A 4,859-nucleotide genomic window follows, 5' to 3' on the forward strand; every position below is an offset into this window, starting at 1 on the left:
TTAGGCGGCCGAAGTCCCTTCGGGACTGCCCCAACTCATAGGCGCCTGCGCGCTTTACGCCAGCGGCGTCGATGCTCGAAGCATCTTGGGGCAAGCGCTGATGCGCTTAGGCCCGTTTCGGTACCATCCAGCGCAATTTGCCGCTGGTCATGGCCGTTCCGAAAAGAATGATCAGGCCGCCCGCGATGGTGGTCGGGGTGACGTGTTCGCCCAGGAACAGCGCGCCCCACAGCACGCCGAAGAGAGGAATGATGAAGGTCACCGAGGCGGCGTAGGACGCGCCTACGTGCGCGATCAGGCGGAAGTACAGGATGTAGGCGACGCCGGTGCAGACGATGCCCAGCGCGGCGACGCAGGCCCAGGTAGTGTTGGCGACGGGGTGCCGCGGCCAGAGTATGACCGCGAGCGGCAACAGGATCACGGTGGAGAAGAACTGGCTGCCGAAGGCAGCGACGAACGGGCGCACGCCGGCCAGGTTGCGCTTGGAGTAGTTGACCGCGAAGCCGTAGCACAGGGTCGCGATCAAGGCGGCGCCGATCGCGACGGGGACGCCCTTGACGCCGGAGTCGAGCGTGTCCCAGACCAGGACGACGGTGCCGGCCAGGCCGAAGAGCAGGCCTAGCGTCTGTTCGCGATTCATCGCCGTCTGGTAGAGGGTCACCGCGACCAACGCGGCCCAGAGAGGCGTCGTTGCGTTGAGAATGGAGTCCATGCCGGCATTGACATAAAGCGTCGAGTACGCGAGCAGGCAGAACGGTACCGCCGAGTTGGTGATGCTGACGATCAAGAGCGGGCGCAGTTTCGAGCGGAACTGGGCGCGGGCCTGCGACGACCGCAGCGCGGGCACCAGCACCAGCGTCGCGATGCCTACCCGCAGCGCGATGAGGACGATGGCGCCGAGCTCGGGGGTCGCCACGCGCATGAATAGAAATGACGCGCCCCAGATTGCGGCGAGCAGGAAGAGTTCGAGGAGATTCATGACAAGAAAAGTCGAGGATGGGGATGGGGATTTCCATCCGCTTGGCGCTCAAGAGTACGCAAGATTTCGACGGCACGCTCGCCGTTTTCGGACGCACATATTAAGCGTGAACCGCACCGGGGCGCCGGAGCCGAACAAATCCGCTGCATGCCCGGCTTATCGGCCGTGCCGACTTACTTGAACCGCTCGATCTTCATGCCGCCCTTGGTCGTGAAGCGCTGCACGTTGGTCGGCGCGTTGGCCTCGGCCTGGACCACTTGAGCCGTGATCTCGTCGCGCTTGGCGACGATGACTTCGCCCATGTGATGATGGGGCGCCATGCGCCGCACCATGACCTTGCCGCTGCGCGGGAAGTAGTTGATGCGGCGGGCATGAACGTCGCCCAAGTCCTGAGCGCGGACCGGAATGCCTTCGGTCTTGAGGTAGTTGATCACGAAGATGCCGTTGCGCTCGCCGATGTTCATCTGCTGCATCGCCGAGAGCACCGCGCCGCCGCCGAATACCTTGGCTTCCAGCCGGCCGCGGTCGGCTCCGGCCTTGAGCAGCTCGTTGATCAGGACTTCCATCGCGAACGAGCCGTAGCGCATCGTGGCCGATGCCGGCGAGGTGCTGTCGCCTTCGGGCAGCATGAAATGATTCATGCCGCCCACTTTGGTGACCGGATCGTGGATGCACGCTGACACGCACGAGCCCAGCACCGTCGAGAGCATCAGATCTTCGCCGGACGTCACGTAGTACTCGTTCGGCAAAATCTTGACCGCAGGGCTGTTGAAGGCGCTGTCGTAGTAGTGGCGAGTAGCCCGGGCTTTGGAGGCGGATGGCATGGCGGGTAGTAAGTGACACTGCCCACCTGTCGGTCGCGATTGGTGGGGGCGGTTTGTTGCATGTTGCAACAAACCGCTACGGGTCACTGTACCCGCTCCGGCCCCCGGTTCAATCCCCGGATTAGGGCGGTTAAAAGCGCGTACTACGGGTGACTGACCAGCGCGCCGAGAGGGCGCCCAGGATGCCGGCCGCCAGCACCTCGATCGCCAGTACGGGCAGGCTGGGCAGGTGCAGGGCGAATTCGGCGTCGTAGCTGCGGGCCAGGCCCAGCACGGCGCCGTTGAGCGGCTGCAGGGCCAGGCCCGCGGCCAGAATGGCCAGCAGCGCGGCGGCCGTGCCCGTCAGGGCGCCCAGATACAGAAAAGGCCGCCGCACGAAAGACTCGGTGGCGCCGACCAGCCGGGCCACCGCGATTTCCTCGCGCTGGGTCATGGCCTGCAGACGCACGGTGTTGAAGACCGTGGCCAGTACCACCACAGCCACGCAGATGGCCAGGAACCAGAGGCCGATGCGGCCGAACCGCAGAATGGCCTCCAGACGCTGAACCCAGGCGCTATCCAACTGCACGTGGTCTACCTGGGGCCATTTGCCCCATTGCCCGGCGAGGGCGTCGGCGCGGGTGGCCAGGTCGTCGCCGCTCTTGAGCGTGACCACCACGGCGTCGGGCAGGGGGTTGTCAGGCAGAGCGGCCAGGGCCTCGCGCCAGGCAGGATTGTTGCGCAGCGATTCCAGGGCCTTGGCGCGCGGCACCACGCGCACGCTCTTGATCTGGCCGGAGGCTTCGCGAGCGATGCGGTCGGCCACGGCCTGGGTGGCGCTCGGGGACGCCGAGGTCTGCATGAAGACGGTCAGCTCGGGCGTGACCGACATGTCGCGCACGACCGGCTCGGCCGACTCCAGCACGGCGGCGCCCAGCAAAGGTAAGGCCAGGATCAAGGCCATGACCAGCAGATTGGCCAGCGAGGAGAACGGCTGGGACGCGAACCGGCGCAGCGTGACCGTGAGCGCGTAGCGGTGTTGCAGGAGCAGGGATTTCATGCCGAGGCTCCTGCCGTTGCGGCAATGGGATGCGAATCCTGGAACCTGCCCGGCTCGGGCAGTAGCAGTACGCGGTTGGCGTAGCCGGCCATGAGTTCGGTGTCGTGCGAGGAGATCAAGGTGGTCACGCCGACCCGGTTGAAGTCGCGGAATACGTTCATGATGCGCTGGGCGTTGCCATGATCGAGGTTGGCCGTGGGTTCGTCGGCGATCAGGATGGCGGGACGATTGACGATGGCGCGCGCGATGGCCAGCCGCTGCTGCTCGCCGCCCGACAGCTCGATGGGACTGAGCTCTTCCTTGCCGCTCAGGCCCACTTTGTCGAGCGCGGCGCGCGCCCGCGCGCCGGCGGTGCGGGTCGGCAGGCCCGCGACCAGGAGCGGCAGCATGACATTGGCCAATGCCGTGCGGTCGTAAAGCAGGTGAGTGTCCTGCAGGATCACGCCGACGGCGCGGCGCAGATAGGGGCGCGCGCGCGCCGGCAGTTGATCCAGCCGCTGGCCGTTGACCTGGATGCTGCCCCGACTGGCGGTTTCCAGCCCGCCAACGAGCTTGAGCAGCGTCGACTTGCCGGCTCCAGACGGACCGGACACGAAGGCGAATTCTCCGGCCGTGATCCGGAAGTTGACGTCGGCCAGGATGTTGCGGCCGCGGCCGTACGATTTGAAGACGTGCTGGAATTCGATCATGGCGGTGCGCGAAGTGATGCGCAATAGTAACGAAAAAGGCCCTTATGCTGCGCCCGGAGGGCCGGCTGGCATATATCCCCCCTTGTCCCCTCCATAACTGGCCACGTACGATGCGACCCGTGTACATTGAAAATGCCAATGCCGGGAGTGCGCGACGAGACGCCCGGGGTTTCTAACGGAGAGCACACGATGAAAGCTTTGAAATTGATGGCAGGCGGCGCGGCGCTATTCGCCGCAGCCTCGGTGGCGCATGCGGGCACCACCTTCGATGCCGTGCAAAAGCGCGGGTACGTGCAGTGCGGCGTATCCACCGGCGTGGCGGGTTTTTCCATCGCCGATAGCAAGGGCAAGTGGACGGGCCTGGACGTGGACTTTTGCCATGCGGTCGCGGCCACCATGTTCGGCGACGCGAGCAAGGTCAAGTTCACGCCGCTGTCGGTGCAGCAGCGGTTCACCGCGCTGCAGTCCGGCGAAGTCGATCTGCTCAGCCGCGACACGACCCAGACCATCACCCGCGACACCACGCTGGGTCTGATCGGCACCGGCGTCGACTTCTACGATAGCCAGGGCATCATGGTCAAGAAGGCCTCGGGCGTGAAAAGCGCCAAGGACCTGGCCGGCGCCACCATCTGCCTGCAGCCCGGCACCACGACCCAGCTCAATCTGGCCGACTGGTTCCGCGCCAACAAGATCGACTTCAAGACGGTCGTGATCGACAAGCTCGACGAAGCGCTGGGCGCGTTCGTGGCGGGCCGCTGCGATGCCTACAGCACCGACAAGTCTGCTCTGGCCGCGCTGCGCACCACGCTGGCCAACCCCGACCAGTACGTCATTCTGCCGGAGAACTTCTCCAAAGAGCCGCTCGGCCCCATGGTGCGCCAGGGCGACGATCAATGGTTCAACGTCGTGCGCTGGACGCTCAACGCCATGCTCGAAGCCGAGGAGTACGGCGTCACCTCCAAGAACGTCGACGACGAGCTCAAGAGCGCCAACCCCAACGTGCAGCGCATCCTGGGCGTGACGCCCGGCATCGGCAAGGGCATGGGCGTGGACGACAAGTGGGCCTACAACATCATCAAGCAGGTGGGCAACTACGGCGAAGTCTTCGATCGCGACGTGGGCAAGGACAGCGCGCTCAAGCTCGATCGCGGCCTGAACGCCCAGTACCACGACGGCGGTATTCAGTACGGTTGGCCGATCCGCTAAGCGCCAACGACCCGCGGCGGGGGGGCGGGGGGGGGGGGCCCCCCCCCCCCCGCGGGAGTTAGGCCAGGAATACAACCACAAAAAACAAGCCCCCCCCCCGCGCCAAGAGGGGGGAGAAACCC

The 4,859-nt window shown here is 65.6% G+C and carries 5 protein-coding genes; 1 reads left to right on the forward strand and 4 read right to left on the reverse strand.

What is annotated here, in order from left to right:
- Positions 1-106 precede the first annotated feature (106 nt).
- From ACTHJ1_RS05880 to ACTHJ1_RS05895, 4 genes are all read right to left on the reverse strand, one after another.
- Entirely contained in the window at positions 107-979 is an 873-nt protein-coding gene (locus ACTHJ1_RS05880) for a DMT family transporter (RefSeq protein WP_440189095.1), read from the reverse strand.
- Positions 980-1,152: 173 nt separating this feature from the next.
- On the reverse strand, positions 1,153-1,803 hold the full coding sequence (gene cheD, locus ACTHJ1_RS05885; protein WP_440189098.1) for a chemoreceptor glutamine deamidase CheD: 651 nt from the start codon (positions 1,801-1,803) through the stop codon (positions 1,153-1,155).
- 130 nt (positions 1,804-1,933) lie between these two features.
- Complete coding sequence (locus ACTHJ1_RS05890; protein WP_440189100.1) at positions 1,934-2,842, reverse strand: cell division protein FtsX; 909 nt, start codon at positions 2,840-2,842, stop codon at positions 1,934-1,936.
- Positions 2,839-3,531: a cell division ATP-binding protein FtsE gene (locus ACTHJ1_RS05895; RefSeq protein WP_440189103.1), complete on the reverse strand. Its 693-nt coding sequence runs from the start codon at positions 3,529-3,531 to the stop codon at positions 2,839-2,841. Before ACTHJ1_RS05895 ends, ACTHJ1_RS05890 begins: the two co-directional genes overlap by 4 nt.
- 189 nt (positions 3,532-3,720) lie before the next feature.
- On the opposite strand from ACTHJ1_RS05895, the gene ACTHJ1_RS05900 reads away from it, so the two are divergent.
- Positions 3,721-4,737, forward strand: coding sequence for an amino acid ABC transporter substrate-binding protein (locus ACTHJ1_RS05900; RefSeq protein WP_440189106.1), 1,017 nt, complete (start codon positions 3,721-3,723; stop codon positions 4,735-4,737).
- Positions 4,738-4,859 lie beyond the last annotated feature (122 nt).

The sequence above is a fragment of the Bordetella sp. genome, assembly GCF_051960075.1.
Taxonomy (GTDB): domain Bacteria; phylum Pseudomonadota; class Gammaproteobacteria; order Burkholderiales; family Burkholderiaceae_B; genus Bordetella.

Coding starts and splice junctions, on each gene's coding strand:
- ACTHJ1_RS05880 (WP_440189095.1), bottom strand. CDS start 979: ATGAATCTCCTCGAACTCTTCCTGCTCGCCGCAATCTGGGGCGCGTCA.
- cheD (WP_440189098.1), bottom strand. CDS start 1,803: ATGCCATCCGCCTCCAAAGCCCGGGCTACTCGCCACTACTACGACAGC.
- ACTHJ1_RS05890 (WP_440189100.1), bottom strand. CDS start 2,842: ATGAAATCCCTGCTCCTGCAACACCGCTACGCGCTCACGGTCACGCTG.
- ACTHJ1_RS05895 (WP_440189103.1), bottom strand. CDS start 3,531: ATGATCGAATTCCAGCACGTCTTCAAATCGTACGGCCGCGGCCGCAAC.
- ACTHJ1_RS05900 (WP_440189106.1), top strand. CDS start 3,721: ATGAAAGCTTTGAAATTGATGGCAGGCGGCGCGGCGCTATTCGCCGCA.